This is a genomic window from Steroidobacter sp., from assembly GCF_036402275.1.
Lineage (GTDB): Bacteria > Pseudomonadota > Gammaproteobacteria > Steroidobacterales > Steroidobacteraceae > Steroidobacter.
The window spans coordinates 17,300-32,108 of the sequence record NZ_DASWTF010000014.1; the positions used below are offsets into that span (position 1 = coordinate 17,300).

16 protein-coding genes are annotated in these 14,809 nt (G+C 62.2%); 8 read left to right on the forward strand and 8 right to left on the reverse strand.

Annotated elements, in window-relative coordinates:
- Window positions 1–2 precede the first annotated feature (2 nt).
- The 4 genes from VGD45_RS07080 to VGD45_RS07095 form a co-directional block, all read right to left on the reverse strand.
- Window positions 3–941: a substrate-binding periplasmic protein gene (locus tag VGD45_RS07080; protein ID WP_331154577.1), complete on the reverse strand. Its 939-nt coding sequence runs from the start codon at window positions 939–941 to the stop codon at window positions 3–5.
- Window positions 938–2,113: a hypothetical protein gene (locus VGD45_RS07085; protein ID WP_331154578.1), complete on the reverse strand. Its 1,176-nt coding sequence runs from the start codon at window positions 2,111–2,113 to the stop codon at window positions 938–940. The genes VGD45_RS07080 and VGD45_RS07085 overlap by 4 nt, the downstream gene beginning before the upstream one ends.
- Window positions 2,114–2,300: 187 nt before the next feature.
- The gene (locus tag VGD45_RS07090) at window positions 2,301–3,329 is read right to left on the reverse strand and encodes a TlpA disulfide reductase family protein (protein ID WP_331154579.1); all 1,029 of its coding nucleotides are present in this window, start codon (window positions 3,327–3,329) and stop codon (window positions 2,301–2,303) included.
- A 31-nt stretch (window positions 3,330–3,360) separates the two neighbouring features.
- The gene (locus VGD45_RS07095; protein ID WP_331154580.1) at window positions 3,361–3,801 is read right to left on the reverse strand and encodes a cupin domain-containing protein; all 441 of its coding nucleotides are present in this window, start codon (window positions 3,799–3,801) and stop codon (window positions 3,361–3,363) included.
- Window positions 3,802–4,022: 221 nt separating this feature from the next.
- On the opposite strand from VGD45_RS07095, the gene VGD45_RS07100 reads away from it, so the two are divergent.
- The 4 genes from VGD45_RS07100 (at window position 4,023) to VGD45_RS07115 (ending at window position 6,020) form a co-directional block, all read left to right on the forward strand.
- Window positions 4,023–4,379, forward strand: coding sequence for a hypothetical protein (locus tag VGD45_RS07100; RefSeq protein WP_331154581.1), 357 nt, complete (start codon window positions 4,023–4,025; stop codon window positions 4,377–4,379).
- A 126-nt stretch (window positions 4,380–4,505) separates the two neighbouring features.
- A complete protein-coding gene (locus tag VGD45_RS07105) occupies window positions 4,506–5,186 on the forward strand; it encodes a glutathione S-transferase family protein (RefSeq protein ID WP_331154582.1) in 681 nt (226 codons plus the stop codon).
- A gap of 13 nt (window positions 5,187–5,199) precedes the next feature.
- Window positions 5,200–5,553 (forward strand): metalloregulator ArsR/SmtB family transcription factor, encoded by a 354-nt coding sequence (locus VGD45_RS07110; RefSeq protein WP_331154583.1) that lies wholly within the window; start codon window positions 5,200–5,202, stop codon window positions 5,551–5,553.
- Window positions 5,550–6,020 carry an SRPBCC family protein gene (locus VGD45_RS07115; RefSeq protein WP_331154584.1) on the forward strand — a complete coding sequence of 157 codons (471 nt, stop codon included), beginning with the start codon at window positions 5,550–5,552 and terminating at the stop codon, window positions 6,018–6,020. Before VGD45_RS07110 ends, VGD45_RS07115 begins: the two co-directional genes overlap by 4 nt.
- Before the next feature lie 3 nt (window positions 6,021–6,023).
- On the opposite strand, the gene VGD45_RS07120 is transcribed toward VGD45_RS07115, so the two are convergent.
- From VGD45_RS07120 to VGD45_RS07130, 3 genes are all read right to left on the reverse strand, one after another.
- Complete coding sequence (locus VGD45_RS07120; protein ID WP_331154585.1) at window positions 6,024–6,779, reverse strand: class I SAM-dependent methyltransferase; 756 nt, start codon at window positions 6,777–6,779, stop codon at window positions 6,024–6,026.
- A 7-nt stretch (window positions 6,780–6,786) separates the two neighbouring features.
- Complete coding sequence (locus VGD45_RS07125; protein ID WP_331154586.1) at window positions 6,787–8,892, reverse strand: TonB-dependent receptor domain-containing protein; 2,106 nt, start codon at window positions 8,890–8,892, stop codon at window positions 6,787–6,789.
- Between the two features lie 306 nt (window positions 8,893–9,198).
- On the reverse strand, window positions 9,199–9,504 hold the full coding sequence (locus tag VGD45_RS07130; protein WP_331154587.1) for a hypothetical protein: 306 nt from the start codon (window positions 9,502–9,504) through the stop codon (window positions 9,199–9,201).
- A gap of 129 nt (window positions 9,505–9,633) precedes the next feature.
- Between VGD45_RS07130 and VGD45_RS07135 the strand changes: the two genes are divergently transcribed.
- The 4 genes from VGD45_RS07135 to VGD45_RS07150 all read left to right on the forward strand — a co-directional run bounded on the left by VGD45_RS07135 (window position 9,634) and on the right by VGD45_RS07150 (window position 13,870).
- Window positions 9,634–9,903, forward strand: coding sequence for a hypothetical protein (locus VGD45_RS07135; RefSeq protein ID WP_331154588.1), 270 nt, complete (start codon window positions 9,634–9,636; stop codon window positions 9,901–9,903).
- An 83-nt stretch (window positions 9,904–9,986) separates the two neighbouring features.
- On the forward strand, window positions 9,987–10,949 hold the full coding sequence (locus VGD45_RS07140) for a hydrogen peroxide-inducible genes activator (RefSeq protein ID WP_331154589.1): 963 nt from the start codon (window positions 9,987–9,989) through the stop codon (window positions 10,947–10,949).
- 4 nt (window positions 10,950–10,953) lie between these two features.
- Window positions 10,954–12,459 (forward strand): tryptophan halogenase family protein, encoded by a 1,506-nt coding sequence (locus tag VGD45_RS07145; protein WP_331154590.1) that lies wholly within the window; start codon window positions 10,954–10,956, stop codon window positions 12,457–12,459.
- A 124-nt stretch (window positions 12,460–12,583) separates the two neighbouring features.
- Window positions 12,584–13,870 (forward strand): cation:proton antiporter, encoded by a 1,287-nt coding sequence (locus tag VGD45_RS07150; RefSeq protein ID WP_331154591.1) that lies wholly within the window; start codon window positions 12,584–12,586, stop codon window positions 13,868–13,870.
- On the opposite strand, the gene VGD45_RS07155 is transcribed toward VGD45_RS07150, so the two are convergent.
- Window positions 13,782–14,324: a hypothetical protein gene (locus tag VGD45_RS07155; RefSeq protein WP_331154592.1), complete on the reverse strand. Its 543-nt coding sequence runs from the start codon at window positions 14,322–14,324 to the stop codon at window positions 13,782–13,784. The two genes, VGD45_RS07150 and VGD45_RS07155, sit on opposite strands and share 89 nt — an antisense overlap.
- Window positions 14,325–14,809 lie beyond the last annotated feature (485 nt).

Consider the following 14,809-nt stretch of genomic DNA (forward strand, 5'->3'; position numbering starts at 1 on the left):
CGTCATTGTCCGGGCGAAGGAGCAAATTCCCGCTGCGGAAATTCGTTGAACAGCCGCCACTTCGTGGCGATGCGCGCGAGCGTGCCGTCGGTCCGGAGAACTTCGATGGCGACATCGAGGAAATCGCGCACGTCGGATGCAGTGCTGGGAAGCAGGAAGCCTGCAGCGACGCGAGCTGGAGGATTGTCCAGGTTGAGGGCCTTGAGCGCATTGCTGTTGGCCTCCACAAACTGCGCGACTGTCGGTACGTCCTGCAAAGCTGCGTCCGCGCGTCCCGCGAGCACTTTCTGTAGCGGGACCGTGCCGTCATCGCCCACTGGAACGATGTCGAGTTTGGCGCGCGTGAATACACGCTGCGCATATTCAGTTGACGTCCAGCCCTGCGCCAATGCGATCGTGACGTCTTCGCGATCCAGATCGGCCACGGTGGTAAACCGGGTATCGCTCCGCCTCACGATGCCCACGCCGATGCCGAAGTACCCAAACGGCCGCGTGAACAAAAAGTCGGCGGCGCGGGGAATGGTTTGATAGACGGCGTCGGCGAAGATGTCCACGCGGCCCGTATCCATGTCGGCCCGCAGCGATTCAAACGTCACTGGCGTCCATTCGATCGCGAGCGGCGGATCCATTCGGGCTGCAATCTGCCCCAGTACGTCGACGACGAAGCCACCCGGCTTCGCGGCATCGGCGGGATTGGCGATGGTGTATGGCTTGAAGCCAGAGAAACCAGCACGAATCCGCCGCCGCTGACGAATCGCACTGAGTGCCGATGTGGCGACTGGCTGCTGTGCGCTTCCGCTGCTCTGTCTGCAGCCAGTGGCAAAGCCGCCGACGGCGCCAGCGCTGAGCAGAGCGATGGCGCCAAGAAGGCGCCGCCGGGCGCCGTTCGGCGCATAGCTCGAAACTTCTGGAATGGGCTGCGCTATCACGTTACGGCTCATTCGTGCGTCTCCAGCAATTCGTCGACCAGTCCGTGAGGAATCCATTGCTCATCGAGAGCGATGTTGGTGTCGAGGACCGCGTATTCCTGCATGACGTTGGAGATGGAATACCCACTCGCCTTCAGATCGGCCAGCATGCGGCCGAAGCACGCCAACGCGCTGTCGCGCGTGGTCTTGAAAAAACGCTGAGTGATGAACACACAGTAGTTGCCGTCGGCGAGCACGTTGGAAGGATTGCGCGAGAGATGCCCGTCATGGCGATCACACAATGCCATGAGTTCGCGGCTCGGCCCGGACGGAGGCACTGCAACCTTCACGTGACACTCGAAATACTGGCTGTCGAGCATGCGCTGCGCTTCGGCCGGCGAGTTCGGCACGATCGGGTTGTTGATCATCGCTTCCAGCTTCACCCGCTTGGTCGCAAATCCTCGATCGCGCAGCGCGGAGGCAGTCGCATGGGCTTGCTCCACAACGCGCGCGAACTTGCCGCGGTGGAAGGAACCGGTGATCGTTTGTCGCTGGACATCTCCGTCCGGCAGGATGATCTGGATGCACTTGATGCCGAGCTCCGCGCAGGCGCGACGGAAGCGCTCGAATTCCGCCGCGCTGGCACATTCGACGGTCAGGTGCAGCTCATAGACGTGGTTGGCGAGCAGATCGCCCGCCGCCTCGGCGATGTCATAGGCGAGCCGTTCGACCTTGCCCACCATGACCGAGGAGGAATGGATACGAGCCAGTGGCTTGTCGAAACCATCGGGCCGGAACAGATGACTCCAATGAATCCCGTCGCGAGAGGCCGCCGCTCGAAGACCCGACAGCAGAACGCCGGAACACGATCGCTGGTAGCGCTTGAGCTCACCAGCCGCATCGCGAACCCACGCCGAGAGGACCACGCATCCGGGCAGCGGACGACTCAGCACCGCGGCGCGCTGGTGCAGTTTGGTGAGTGGCGCACGACCGGCGTGGTCCGAGCCGCTTTCAAACCGTCCGACATAGAGGATGCTGCTCTCGGGCACGTGCGCCGCTACAGCGTCGTGCTCATCCGATATGCACAGGGAGTCGATGAGTGCTTCATCGCAAGCGCGAGCCGGTGAGGTGGTCCACGCAGGCAGGATCGCCTGTAATGCGTCCGCCAGTTGCCAGTCCATCCCTAAATAGCTGAAATGCTTCATCGATGCGGGATCCGTCATTCTGGTTTTGATGGCCGGAGCAATTTCTTCAAAGAGAAGCGCTACGGTAACGGAACCAGACGCTGGTGTTATCGATCCCGGCAGCCCCTGCGTCTTACACGTAATTTCCTGTCACGTGTTGCAGGGGCGTGAGCACTCGGCATTTAGTGTCGTTTGGGTTCATCGAAACTTACATTGATAGCCCCGCCTTCAATTCCGCCAGGCCCTGCGCGTCGCTGCCTTCAATTCTGCGAGCGACGCGGCCCTGGTCGTCAATGATCACGAGCGTCGGCACGTTCATCACCCGAAAGGAACGGAACAATTCGCCGGACTCATCGAGCGTGATGGGGATGCCGACGTTGTACTGCTTGCGGTAGTCACGCACATCGTCCTTCGAGGCCCAGATGCCGGAGGCGACGCCGAGCCAGCGGGCGCTACTGCCCTTCGCCTGCTGCTCGACGTGCTCGCGTACGGAGCGGCAACTTGCGGAGAGGCCCGGGCGGCTGGTGGACAAGTACGACTCGCACCAGGGCGATAAGAACACCAGCACGGTCGGACGCTTCGTCGCAGGCTCCAGCACTTTGAATGTGGCCCCGTCGACGGTGATGGCGGAGAGATTCGCGACGCTGTCGCCTATCTTGTACTGGGCCGCCTCATTCTTCTTGACTACAGCTGTTGAGACGGAGATCGGTGCGGCCGTTCGTGCGGCGACGAGCGCCGCTTCCAGTCGCTCGTCGGCGAAGTGACCGACGTACTGGATGCGCCCATCGCGACCAATGATGACGTGCTGGGGAGTGACGCGCAGGTTGAATGCCTCACCCAACTGACCGTCGTCGATCACCATGGGCATGGTGATACCGTGCTTCTTGCGGAACTCCTGTACATCGACGAGCGTGTCGTTGAAGCCTGCGTTGATGGCGATGACGGCCAGCTCCGGGCCCGCTTTCTGATACGTCTGCTCGAAGTGCGGCATTTGTTTGATGCACGGGACGCACCAGGTCGCCCAAAACTTCAGGTAGACGGCCTTCCTGCCGTACAGCTCGCTCAAAACGATGCGCTGACCGTCCACAGTCTTCAGCGTCAGCCGTGGCGCAGGCGTTCCAACCAGGCCGCGACTCGCGGCTTGGGCGTGGTCTTCGGCAGTCGCGGCGTACGCGTTGAACGTTTGACCGCAGGAGAGTGCCGCCAAAGCAACAAGACTCAGCAACCATTGACGCATGTTTATTCCTTGAAAGCCGCGAGGTCGATCATCAATTGGCGGCGACGGGCCGCGAGATCGGTTTGCCAACGTCCTTGACGAAGAACACGACGAGCTTCGCCGGTTCGGTCTTGCTGGCGTTCCGGGCGGTTTTGTGGATGTCGCCTGGAGCCTCGTAGAACGTCTGCCCTGCCGTGAGCGTCACAGGCGCCTGGCCTTCCACTTGCGTGACGATCGAGCCCTCGACCACATAGAGGAACACCTGAGCGTCGTGACGATGCGGCATCGACTCACCGCCCGGCAGATACTCCACACTCAACATGACCGCCTCCTTGCCGGGAACACCGATGAGCTCTTTGGTGAGCAAGGGCGTGGCCGTCACGGTGCTTTTCGAGGTTTGGGCGAAGACCCCGGCGCTGCCGGCGGGGAGCAAACAAACCAGGAATATGCATGCAATCCGCTTGCAGCCCTTGAGCCGTGAAACGTTCAGCATCGGCGCGCTCCTTGTGCGTTTCCGTTGAAACGATACTGCCAGGGCCTCGTGCTTTCAATCGTTGCGCCGGGAGACTCGCGTCCACGGGTCAAGATAAATAGGTCAAGTGGGTCACCGCATTTCCGGCACTTACTGTATATAGTGGCTCGGCGGGTCCGGGCGAGCCGGTGATCGGCTGTCGCACCGGAAAAAACAATTCTCATGGATAAAGGATCGATCTGATGGGTTTCAGGATCTGCGTACGGAATCTGTTGTTGAGCTGTGTGCTGGCGTCCGGTTTCGTCATGCAAGCTCAAGCCGAAGATGACCCAGCCTCGGAAGCCACGCCCCCGCCTGCAACTGACGAAGCTGACAAAGAGCGACGGGAGACGGTGGAATTCGAGCGGGTGGCCAAGCAGTATCAGAAGAGCGAAAAGGACGGCGAGACGCTGTACTGCCGGAAAGAGAAGACACTCGGCACCCGGATCGCCAAGACCGTGTGCCTGACCACCACACAGCTTCGCGATCGCATTCGCAACGCCGAGGCTCAAGGGGTCGCGAAACCACAAGTGGGCGGATGTCGGCCACCGACCTGCTGAACGCTCGCCGAGCCGGCAATACTTTCCCAATCGTGAAATTGTTCTTGCACTCGTCGGCGCGCGCCGCGATACTTTGCCAATTGGGAAAGTAATTGCGGCGGGCGCGGCTCCGCCGAAGGAGCTGACGTGTCTTTGAAACTCTATTCGCATCCGCTCGCGTCCTACTGCCACAAGGTGCTGATTGCGCTGTACGAGAATCAAACGCCATTCGAAGCGGTGCACGTCGATCTCGGGGACGCGCAATCGAGGGCTGCATTCATCGCTCTCTGGCCGACCGGGAAAATGCCGCTGCTGGTCGATGAACGGAACGCTCGCACGGTGCCGGAGAGCAGCGTCATCATCGAGTACCTGGATCAACATCATCCCGGGCGCTCGCCCCTGTTGCCGCACGATCGGGATGCAGCGCTCGACGTGCGGTTGTGGGATCGCTTGTTTGATAGTTACGTGATGACGCCGATGCAGGCGATCGTCGCTCAATTCTTACGGCCCGAGAGCGAGCGCGACGCGCTCGCCACCTCGAGCTGCCGTGGCACGCTCGACATGGCGTATGAGCTCCTGGAACGTCAGCTTGCGGGTAAAGCGTGGGCGACCGGCAGCGCCTTCACCATGGCGGATTGCGCCGCGGCGCCGGCGCTGTTCTATGCGAGCATCGTGCATCCGTTCCCCGCTGCTCGCCGCAATCTGTCGGGCTATCTCGAGCGACTCGTGACGCGCCCGTCCGTTGCACGAGTGCTGAGAGAAGCCCGGCCCTACTTCGAGTTGTTTCCGCTGAAGCACGACATTCCGTCACGCTTCCTGCACGATTGAAAGGAACACGGACATGCAACGCGTCGAGGATGGTCAGCAGCTGGATCGGATGTTTCACGCATTGGCCGATCAGAGCCGGCGTGGGATGTTGGATCGGCTGTCGAAAGGGCCTGCTTCAGTCTCCGAGCTGGCGGAGCCGCTGGAGCTCGCGCTGCCCTCCGTCGTCAAGCACCTCGCCGTGCTCGAACAAGGCGGCATCGTCATCTCACGCAAGGAAGGTCGAGTGCGCACGTACGCACTTGCGCCGAAGGCCTTCGACGCCATCGAAGCGTGGGTCGCACGACGCAAGCGCGGGCTCGATCGCCAGTTCGACCGGCTCGAACAGTTTCTGGCCAAAGGAGCAGGCCCTTCCGGAGAAGGTAAATGACCGAACGATCCGTTTCCCACACGAGTTTCGTCATCGAGCGGGACTTCCCTGCTCCGCCGGCGCGCGTTTTCAACGCCTGGTCCGATCCCGATGCGAAACTCAGCTGGTCGGACTGCCACACGGATGCGAGAGAAAGCGAGTTCAGCATGGACTTCAGACACGGTGGTCATGAGCGCTATCGCGTGCGGCTGCCGGAGGGGCTACTCATTGCGGTCGAAAAGGTGTTCTTCGACATCGTGCCCGACCAGCGAATCATTTTCGGCTATGACATCCTCATCGGCGATAAGCGCATTTCGGCTTCACTCGTGACCGTGAGTTTCGAATCCAGCCGCAAGGGAACTCACATGACCTACACCGAACAACTTGCGCTGCTCGACGGCTTCACCGACGTCGAAGAACGCATCCACGGCACGAAGGAAGGATTCGATCGGCTCGAACTGCTCCTGAGAGACGCGGCGCACGCCTGACCCTCAAATCGGCTCGGCCACGACGATGTAATCAGATCCGTGGCGGATGCCACCTTCACGAGCGACGAACGCCAGGGCGCGGTCGCGGAGCGCTGCGATGTGGGATTGCAAAGCAACCGCGACAGAGCGATCGCGCAGCTTGTCGAGGGCCTGGACGCACATGTCGAGCTGGCTGTTGACGAAGCGCTCGCCGTAGCGGACGGGAAAGCGCTGGGCATCGAGTACGCGGAACCTGGCGAGCTCCAGATGGCGCAGCACCCAATGCAGTGGATATTCGCGATACGGGCGATCGTTGCTCAATAACAAACATGCGTCGCGGAGCCGGCCGATCTCGTTGACGAGACGCCCTGCCGCATCGCTAGGAACGTGAGGGACGTAAGGCTCGAGACCCACCACATAGAGCCGTCCGCCGACATGTGGCCGCAGGCGTGGAAGCAGCTGGTCCTGCCAGTACGGCGCGAAGCCATCGACAGCGCCGAGCAGATAGTCTGCGAGCGCCACGTCGAACGTTTCGCCGGCGAGCAGCTCGGGTTCGAGCCAGTTGCCGACGATCAAGCGATCGTTCGATCGCATTTGCTCGCCGACCTGCTTGCGAACCACATCGGCCATTCGTGGCGAGCCGGTTACCGCGGTCCAACGATCGGTTGCGAGAGACAACAGCCACCGCATCGAACCCGGGCCGGTGCCTGCGTCCAGAACCGAGCCCCACGGCATGGCACCGTGGAGCTCGTGGATTCGCTCGTAAAGCGAAAGGTTCATGGCACGCCTAGAAGGACACGCGCAATCCCGCCGTCACGCCGCGCCCTGGCAATGGCACGACGTTGGCAAGGTACGACGCGTGATTCCACACGATCTCATCGAGCAGATTCGTACCGCGCAGATACATCACCGGGCCCGCGCCTTCTCCCATGCTGTAGCTCAACGTGAGATTCAGCATGTCGTAGCCGGGCGTGACGCTTTCGAAGTCGGCGATGTCGTCCTGCTCGTTCACGCGGTAGTACTCGAGCTCTCCCGAGATCCCTTCCGCCGTCGCATTGAGCCGCGTGCCATAACGTGCCGCCGGAATGCGAGGCAGATTGCCGCCGTCATTCAGCTCCGCGCGGACGTAGTCGCCGAAGACGGTGGCAGCAAACATCTCGTTCACTCGATACGTCGCCTCCGCTTCCACGCCTGTGAACTCCGCATCGTCCTGCGTGTACTTGATCAGTCGGAAGTCCTCGAACTGATCGAGGGTACGCGCGTAGATGTAATCGTCGATGTCATTGCGGAAGGCACCGACGGCGAACGTTACGTCACCGACGTTCTTCTTGAGCGTGAGTTCCACGTTGTTCGCTGTCTCCGTTTCCAGACTCGCGTTGTTCTCGATCCCACCGCAAGTGAGGGGATGCGGAACGAGCCCGCACTCATACGTGTTCGTGGCGAGGTGGATGCCCCGGGCATACAGTTCCTGGGCGTGAGGCATGCGCTCCGAGCGCGTGACGGCGAGCGTCAGTGAGTAGTCAGGCACGAACTCCCAGATCGCGGCCGCCGACACCGAGGTTGCGGAGTCATCGAACTCCGGCCGGCCACGGGTATCGTTGATCGGAGTGTGCTTCTGCCATTCGTGACGCCCACCCAGCTCGAAGTGCCAGCGGTCGTTCAACTCGATGTGCTCGACCGCGAACAGGCCGAGGGTGCGGCTCTCCACCGTAGGCATGAACGCCTCCGCCCCAAGCGCGCTGAATTCATTCTCAGCGAACTGCATGCCGATGACGCCTCGGAGCGGCCCGATCTCGGCATGCTGAACCTCGACGCGAGCCTCATAGCCATCATTCAAAAACGTGGTCGCGATCTCTCGCTCTTCCAGCTCGTAATGACGGTAGTCGGTGTGGCTTGCGCGCAGCCGGATTCGCTCGACACCCGCAAACGGCTCGGCCAGCTCGCCGCGAAGATCGAAGCGCTTGCTGAGCAGCGAAATCTCCGGGGCGGGCTCGTGCTCATGCTCATGATCGTGTTCATGCTCCTCCCCGCCATCGTCTTCATGGCTGCCACAATGCAGCGCGCTGCCGTGGGGATGGCAGCCTTCGTACTCGTGACTATGACCCGGAATTCCGTAGCCATCGTCGCGATAGGAATACGCAAGGCCCAGGAACCCGCGCTCGCCCACCCAGGACAGGCCCAGGCTCGCGTTTTCGGATTCGGAGAACGTGCCCTCGACACGGGATTCATCCAAACCACGGGCGCGGTAATCATCCGCATCGCGCATCATCGCCTCGGCATGCAGGACGAGGTGATCCGTTGCCCGCGCCGTGATCTCGAAGGCGCCCGCCTTCTCCTCCGCGGCACTCGAACCACGCAGGCCGAACGAGCCTTCGATGCGATCTTCTGGCAGCGCATCCGGAATCTTCTTGTCGAGCACGTTCACGACGCCGCCGATGGCGCCGCTGCCATAAAGCAACGTCGCAGGCCCCCGAAGCACTTCGATACGCTCGATGAGCAGCGGCTCCGCCGTGACCGCATGATCGGGCGAGATATCCGAAGCATCGAGCAGCAGCGAGCTATCCGAAAGCACGGCGACGCGCGGCGCGGTCTGGCCGCGAATGACGGGCCGGCTCGCACCGCCACCGAAGGTGTCCGAGTTGACGCCGGGGAGCGAATTCAGCGTGTCGCCGAGCGTCGGCTGGGAGCGCTCGAACAAAGATTGACCATCGAGAATGCTGTAGGACGCGGCGAGATTCTGCGGATCTTCATTCACGGCGCTCGCCGAAACGCGCACCGTTTCGATGACGCGATCCTCGCCGCCATCCTGCGCTTGAACGCCAAAAGCCGCGCCTGCGAGTGAGCTCGCGAGAGCCAGTCGAATACTCCATGCCAGAGTGTTGTGAGATTTCATGGGGGTCTCCGAAAAAATAAAACGAATTCGGGACCGGACAGGACGGACCACCGCGATCGATGACGGCGCAGCGAACGAATCGAGCGCGCGAGCGCCCGCAGCCGCGACACGCGCGATGAGGCGCAAACGTCATCGATGTAATCCAAGCTCTGTCCGGCGGCCGCGCGAACGACGCGCAGCCGAAGCGCCGCGAAGCGCAACGCGCGTCACGACGAACTCAAGGGACGATCAGCTGAAGCGGAATCGCTGCAAAGGAAAACTCACTCGGCGGCACGCAGCCGCAGCGAGCGAGAGATGCAGCGACGATCAGAGCGCCGGAGGACCCTGGCTCAGATAAAAGGTAGGAACATCGAACGCGACCCGCGGCACGTCGACGTCGACGACGGCGTCGACCGCGACCAGCACCAGCCAGGAAACGACGGTTTGAGTAGGCGCAGGGGCGCCCGCGGGCAGCGACAAACAAAAGCTACACGCCGTGGACGGCCCATTCGAGGGCAACTCATCGCCCGAATGGATGTGAGTCGCAAATGCAACCATCCACAAACACAACGCCAGCCCCAGCAGGACGACGCGGGAGCGTTGTCCTGCTTTCGATCCACGCAAACGTGACATCGAGGCGCTATGCATGCGCGCGAGTGTCGCAGTGCATGGCACGATTTTCAAGAGCATGGAATGTGCTTACGGAACCGAATGCTTCAGCGCGAATTGATGCGTCACATCCGCCGCCATGGGAGTGCTCTCATGCCACATCGACGCAAGAAATCCCTGAAGGAAGGTCGCCCGCCCAAACGTCGAGGCGCGAACCGTCGCAAGGCCAAGCAGGATCCGATTGCAGCCGGCTATGCGGCCAGAGAGGAAGAACGACCCACGGTTCGCACCAAACAGGCACGCAAAACCGCCGGCGGCAAACGCAAAGCCAGCGGCCCGGCCCGCAAGCGAGGCAAGAAGACGCAGGCTGTAAAGAATCCAACGCGACGCTCGAAGGCCCCACGGACCGCACGCGCCCGCTAAGGCGCCGCACCTCCAACGCGTGGATCGGTGCCGTCACTGACGCGGATTGCTATGATCCGACGCATCGTGCACCGGTCTTCGCCATGACCCTCACCGAACTGCGTTACATCGTCGCCCTCGGCCAGGAGCAGCACTTCGGACGTGCCGCCGAGCGATGTAACGTCAGCCAGCCGACCTTGAGCATCGCCGTCAAGAAACTGGAAGACGAGCTCGGCGTGACGTTGTTCGAGCGAGCCAAGCAAGGCGTCATGATCACCCCGCTCGGTGCGCGCATCATCGCGATGGCGAGTGGGGTGCTCGAGCGGACGGCGGAAATCAAGGATGTCGCCTCGGGCGATGCCAATCAGCTGAATGGCCCGGTGGCGCTAGGCACGCTGCCCACGGTGGGCCCCTACCTCCTGCCCCAGTTCATTCCCTTGCTCAAAGAGATGGCGAGCGGCATGCCGCTCTTCGTCGAGGAAGGCCCTCAGCAAACATTGGCGGCCAAGCTGCGCAATGGCGATCTGGATGTGCTGTTGCTCACGGCGCCCTTCAGCGAGCCGGACATCGTGACGCAGCCGCTGTTCGATGAGCCGCTCGTGGTCATGCTTCCGGCGCGCCATCGCCTCGCAAGCCGGTCCCACATCGATGTGAAAGATCTCGATCCTGCCGAGGTGCTGCTGCTCGATGAGGGTCACCTGTTTCGGGAGCAGGTCCTCGCGGCATTCCCACAGCTGCGCCCACAGGACGCGGCACACGGCTCGATGAGAGGCAGCTCCTTCGAAACCCTGCGTCACATGGTCGCCTCGGGGCTAGGCGTGACCATCCTGCCCCAGGCCGCGGCCCACGCCCCGCTCTACTCCTCCGATATCCTGGTGACGAGACCTTTTACAGACCCTGCGCCCAAGCGCACCGTGGTGCTCGCCTGGCGGGTGAGTTACCCCCGACACAAGGCCATCGACGTGCTCCGAAGGGCCATCCAGGCGAGCAGCGCCGCGTATTGGAATTACAATAGCGCCCGCGAGCCGGGATCTGCCGGCGTGATGGTCGAGAACCGGGACTGGTAGAGGAATGCAGCCGTTATCGAAAATCGTGGTGGTGGGCGGAGGCAGCTCCGGCTGGCTGGCGGCTGCCATGCTGTGCCATCACTTGAAGCGCGAGCTTTGCGAGATCGAGCTGATCGAATCCGAAGAAATCGGCACGATCGGCGTCGGTGAGTCCACCGTGCCGCCCTTCGTCGGCCTGATCCAGCGCCTCGGCATCGATGAGCAGGACTTCATCCGCGCGACGGATGCCACCTACAAGTTAGGGATCCAGTTCGTCGGCTGGCATCGACGCACTGACACCTACTTTCATCCCTTTGGCGGCATCGGTAAGCCCATTGGAAGCTACGATTTCTATCAATGCTGGCTCAAGGCCCGCGCGCGAGGTCACACCTCCTCGCTCCAGGATTTCTCACCATGCAACGTCATGGCCGAGAACGGTCGTTTCTTTCCACCCTCACGCGCACGAAATACGCCCATCGGCGGCGCCAACTACGCGCTGCACGTGGATGCCGCGCTCGTCGCCCGTTACTTGCGCGACTACGCCGAAGCGCGCGGCTTGCAACGAACCGAAGGCCGGGTCACTGACGTGCACCGCCGGGATAACGGTTTCATCGATCACCTGGTGCTCGAGGACGGCCGGCAGGTTCGTGGTGACTTCTTCATCGACTGCACCGGCTTCCGAGGTCTCTTGATCGGTAAGGCGCTCGGCGTGGAATCGATCGACTGGTCGGAGTACCTGCCCTGCGACCGCGCCATTGCCGTCCGAACCGAGAACCAGGGACCGCGACTGCCCTACACGCAAGCCATCGCGCAGAAATCGGGATGGATGTGGCGCATTCCGCTCCAGCGCCGCATGGGACAGGGCTATGTCTATTCCAGCCGCTTCTGCAGTGACGCCGAAGCAAGATCGACCCTGCTTCGCAATCTCGGCAGCGCCTGCCTGGATGAGCCGCGGGTCATTCCTTTCAGCACCGGCCACCGACGCGAGCTGTGGAAACATAACTGCCTGTCGGTGGGACTGGCGGGTGGCTTCATCGAGCCGCTCGAGGCGACGGCGATTCACCTGATCGCCCGAGGCATGGATTTCTTCCTGCGTTACTTTCCCGCGCGCGACTGCGATCCTGCGTTGATCCGCGAGTACAACCGCCGAATGACCGCAGACTACGAAGAAGTCCGTGACTTCATCGTGCTCCACTACAGCGCGACCGACCGTGACGATTCGCCCTTCTGGCAGGCGTGCCGGCAGATCCCGCTGCCTGAGTCGCTCGAGGAGCGCATCGAGCTCTTCAAGAGCCAGGGCGCGACACGAGAAGGCGTGGATGAGCTGTTCCGTGCCTCGAGCTGGCAGTCGATTTTCGAAGGCATGGGCATCCGGCCCCGCGCCTACTCACCCCGCGTCGACAACATCGACTACTCGCAGATCGAAGCGACCCTGCGCACGGCCCGCGCCGCCATCGCGGGAATGGTCGAACACCTGCCGACGCATGAGCAGTTCCTGAGCAGCCAGCTCGGCGAATCCGCCTCGCCATAGCGAGAATCAATCGACCGTCGATTGTGACCGTTGCTAGCGGTCTCTTATAAACTGGCCCACTGATGACGCTGTCCACGGACGCCGGCTCTCTGGCGGCCCGACAACAACGATGATGGGGCTCGAGATGTCGCTCGCCAAGCTGTCCGTAGCCTTTTTCCTGCAGATGTTTTTTATCCTGGCCACTTGCCGCCTGGTCGGCTGGCTGGGCCGCCGCTACTTGAAGCAGCCGCAAGTGGTCGGCGAGATGATCGCGGGCGTCATCCTCGGCCCCTCGCTGTTCGGTTTGTTCCTACCGGAGCTGCAGAAGGCGGTGTTCCCGACCGAAACCAAGGGCGTGTTGTACGTGGGCGCACAGCTTGGCGTCGGCCTCTACATGTTCCTCGTGGGACTCGGCTTCAGAACCGATCATTTCAAGCACAGCCTCGGCAAAGCCGCGGCCGTGTCGATCTCCGGCATGGCCGCACCGTTTCTGATTGCGATCGTCGGCACGCCCTGGCTCATGACGTTGCCGGGCCTGTTCTCGCCCGATGCGACACGCTTCGATGCCACGCTGTTCATGGGCGCAGCGATTGCGATCACCGCGTTTCCGATGCTCGCCCGAATCATCCATGAGCGCGGCTTGAGTCATAGCTCGCTCGGCACGCTGTCACTGTCCGCAGGCGCCATCGATGACGCCGCCGCGTGGTGTGTGCTCGCCGTGGTGCTCGCAAGCTTCGGTGCGGGCGCGAACGTCGCGATCACGGCGATCGTGGGCGGCATCGCTTTCGCAGGCTTCATGCTGCTGATCGCGCCCAAGCTGCTCGCGCCGCTGGGTCGCATGGCTGAGCGGGATCTGGCGCTCGGCCATGGGTTGAGCCCGACGCTGCTGTCGATCGTCCTCATGCTCTTCATGCTGGCGGCGTATGTGGCGGATCTCATCGGCCTGCATGCGGTGTTCGGTGGCTTCCTGCTCGGCACCGTCATGCCGCGAGGCGCGCTCGCCGATCAACTCCGAAAGTCGCTCGAGCCTTTCACGGTCGTGCTGTTCCTGCCCATGTTCTTCACCTACTCCGGGCTCAACACGCAGCTCACCATGGTGAACAACGTGGAACTGCTCTTCGTCGCGCTCGTGATCCTCGCCGCCTCCGTCCTCGCGAAGTTCGGCGCGTGCTGGGCCGCCGCGCGGCTGTCCGGTCAGGACAACGGCACGGCGCTCGGCATCGGCGCGCTCATGAATGCTCGTGGCCTCATGGAGCTGATCATCATCAACATCGGCCTGCAGGCCGGCGTGATTGGACCTGCGCTGTTCTCCATCCTCGTCTTGATGGCCATCACGACCACGCTCATGGCCTCGCCGCTGTTCGAGTACGTCTACGGTCGCGACGCCCGGGCTCGCGGCGAGCTAGACGCTCTGCAGAATCCGGCGAACTAAAGCCGCATGCGGCCCGCGCCCGCAAGTGCGCGGCGGTGTGCGCGAGGTCAATGGCGCATGGAACGTCATTGCCCGGCTTGTACAGCAACGTGCGGCGTGCACGCAGCGTGTCGTCCAGGATCGTGACGAAGTGATCTGAGGTTCGTTGCGCCTCCGAAGGCAGAAGATCATTCGCGACGTGCCGCGGAATGAAGCGACCGCCGGCTTGTGAGATCCAGTCGGCGCCGTCGCCGTAGCCGATGCCGATGCCGATGGGCCGCAAGCGCTGACTCACGAAGGCGTCGCGCACATAGACCAGCCAGCGATCCGCTTCGAATCCCGCGCCTCCGAAATCCTCCGGATGAGAGAACAGCAGCGCCCATCGACCCTCGAGCCACCGACGAAGCGGATCGGACGAGGTCATCGCATCGAAGGCACAGGTGCCGTAGTCGAGTCGTACCGACAGTTGCAGCATGGCTCCTCCTACTGATTCGCGAGTGCTTGAAACTTGCGAATACGATGCGCCGCAGGGCCTTTCATGTCAGTCGGGGCGCGGTCATATATCGGTCACCATCGCGGGCTGCCGGTCATACTTGCTTCTCTAGCGCGAGGCGTGAAAGCGGATTCCCACGCCATAACCTGGGCGCTGTCACTTTTACATATAAACAAACGCGAGCGGAGATTGCTCACAAATCCTGTTGACACCCAGCGAGCGGCGAGTAACATGCGCGCCCCCGGCACAAACCGGGTCTACCTCGGAGACGGACATGCACGCATCGCAAAATCTTGAAATGAACATGAACAACGCGCGTTGATCCGCAAGATGACTTGCGGAGCACGCCAGCTCCCCAAGTCAGGTGCGAAGCATATGTCTTCCGCGAAAGCCCCTGGCGGGGAAACCCGCCAGGGGCTTTTTGTTTCCCGCAGGGTTCTCGTGGGGGAAGCTGGCCTACACAAGGT